Genomic DNA, 1,615 nt, shown 5'->3' on the forward strand with positions numbered 1-1,615 from the left:
CAACTGGGCGACGCACTGGCGCCGCCGCGCTGACTCATTGTTTCGGTCCGCTCGTGGGGTCGCGCGGCGGTATGGAATCATCCGTGCCCGTGCCCGTGCCCGTGCCCGTGCCCGTGTCATAGTCGGGCAGCTTCTGCTCCTTGTCCTCGTCGAGCCTGGCCTGGCGCCGCGCCAGGTAGGCATCGCGCACGAACAGGTATTTGTCCAGCGCGGCCTGCTCCAGCAGATTGGTCGCGTTCAGGTATCGGGCGCGCGTGCTGACGAAATCGGCGCCCCACATGCTGTTGCGCCAGGCCGGGTCCATCTGGTTGATCGGCGACACGTATTGGTCGGCGCCGAAGCCGGCCGCGTCGCGGAAGCTGCTCGGGCCGAACAGCGGCAGCACGAGATAGGGGCCGCTCGGCACGCCGTAGTGGCCCAGGGTGAGGCCGAAGTCCTGGTCGTGTTTCGGGATGCCGGCCGGCGTGGCGATGTCGAGGAAGCCGAGCAGCCCCAGCGTGCTGTTGACGGCGACGCGCATCAGGTCCTGCATGCCGTCCGAGAGGCGCAGCTGGGCGAAATCGTTGAACATCACGGGCACGTCGCCGAGATTGGAAAAGAAGTTGGCGATGCCCGTACGGACGGGCCGCGGCACGACGCGGTTGTAGCCGCGCGCGACCGGCTGCGCGATGGTGCGGTCGAGCGTGTCGTTGAAGCGCCAGGTCGCGCGGTTCAGCGGTTCGAGCGGGTCGGACGGCGTCGCGTTCGGGCCGGTGGCGCAGCCGCCCAGTGCGGCGAGCGCGGCCCCGGTGAGCAGGCGGACGGCGGAGGTGGCGTGCTGGGTGTGCAKAGGGGCTCCGTCGATGAGGTGGTTTCAGGAGGACGAATGCTCGAGCGGGACGTCCGTGCGGCGCGGCTGCGCGCGCGGCCGGCCGAGCAGGATGGGCTGGAAGAACACGGCGCCGATCAGCGTGCAGACGAGCGCCAGCACCAGCAACTCGCCCATGCTGGCCGTGCCGGGATGGTGCGACAGCCACAGGCTGCCGAATGCGGTGCCCGTGGTGGCGGCGCTGACGACGATGGCCTCGGTCAGCCCATGCTGCAGCAGGGCCGCCTCGCCGCTGCGCCAGGCCATCACATAATAGATCTTGAAGGCCACGCCCACCCCGAGCAGCAGGGGCAGCGCGATGATGTTGGCGAAGTTCAGCGAAATCCCGAACAGCACGCTGGCCTCCAGGGTGACGAGGCCCGAGACGAGCAGCGGCACCATCGTCAGCAGCACGTCGTCGAAGCGGCGGAACGTGATCCACAATAGCAGCGTGATCGTGACGATGGCCAGCAGCGCGGCCTGCACGAACGCGTCGACGACCAGGTCGGCCGCGCCCATCACGGAGATCGGGCCGCCGGCGGCATCCGGCGCCACGCGCTGCACGGCCTGGGCGAAGCGGCGCAGGCCGGTGTCGCCCGCGCCTGCTCCGGTCACCGGGCGGCGTGGCGTGACGTCGACGAGCGCGCGGCCGTCCGGCGCGATCCAGTCGCGCCGCAATGCCTCGGGCAGGCTGGCGAGCGTGACCGGTCCGGCTTGCAGCGCATGGCGCAAACCGTCCAGCGCGAGCCGGAGCGGCAGGGCGATGGC

At 70.4% G+C, this 1,615-nt stretch carries 1 protein-coding gene and 1 pseudogene; both read right to left on the reverse strand.

Going from position 1 to position 1,615, the window contains the following annotated elements:
• Positions 1-34 precede the first annotated feature (34 nt).
• The gene (locus AC1DYX_RS30925; RefSeq protein ID WP_477266019.1) at positions 35-844 is read right to left on the reverse strand and encodes an MlaA family lipoprotein; all 810 of its coding nucleotides are present in this window, start codon (positions 842-844) and stop codon (positions 35-37) included.
• Positions 845-853: 9 nt separating this feature from the next.
• Positions 854-1,615 (reverse strand): annotated as a pseudogene (locus tag AC1DYX_RS30930) (hopanoid transporter HpnN); the annotation flags it as partial.

Source organism: Massilia sp. P2_C2, assembly GCF_056404615.1.